Annotated in this window: 1 protein-coding gene; it reads left to right on the top strand. The window is 54.7% G+C overall.

Annotation, left to right across the window (positions count from 1 at the left end; genetic code table 11):
- The coding region (locus Q9I99_RS11275) for a DUF6531 domain-containing protein (protein WP_304666238.1) at positions 1-607 on the top strand (607 nt) is incomplete at both ends.

The following is a 607-nucleotide window of genomic DNA, read 5'->3' as shown; positions in this document are numbered from 1 at the left end:
AGAGATGGTTGCCGATGTTGCTTCCGCTGCCCTTTCCATCGTTGCGTCTGATTCTGCCGCAGCTGATACAGTTGATGCCATATCCGAACTGGTTTCCCTTGCGTCCATGATACCCGGTCAGCCGGGTCCCAAGCCCCCTTCCCGTAAAATGGTCAGCGGTTTCAGCGGCAGTATGGGTATGGGTTTTGATGGTGGGGTGGTTACCTCGGGTCATGGTCACTGTATTCCTTGTAAGGTGGCTGCTGCCACAAATGTTGGTAACCCCGTGAACGCCGTACTCGGTATCAAAGTCCTATTTGACGATACCGAGACCGACTTTGCCTTCGATTCCCCGCTTCCCCTTGTTTGGCAGCGCAGCTACTATTCCGACCAAATAGGCAACGGCTGGCTGGGACAAGGTTGGTCGCTGCCGTTCTCCATGCGTCTTGTCCGGACTGCCGACGGTTTCCTCTATATTGATGAGCAGGGCAGGGAAATTCCGTTGCCGGATATCAGCGACAAAGCGGACGAGCCTTATTCCGCAGCCGACGACGATGAAGACGATCTATATGAAGAAGAGGCTGCGCCAAGACCTGCTTCCGCCGAAGAAGATCCCTACGGTTTGGAT

Origin of the sequence: Neisseria basseii, assembly GCF_962707005.1 — a bacterium.
Classification (GTDB): domain Bacteria; phylum Pseudomonadota; class Gammaproteobacteria; order Burkholderiales; family Neisseriaceae; genus Neisseria; species Neisseria bergeri.
This window is presented reverse-complemented; position numbering and strand designations above follow the sequence as displayed.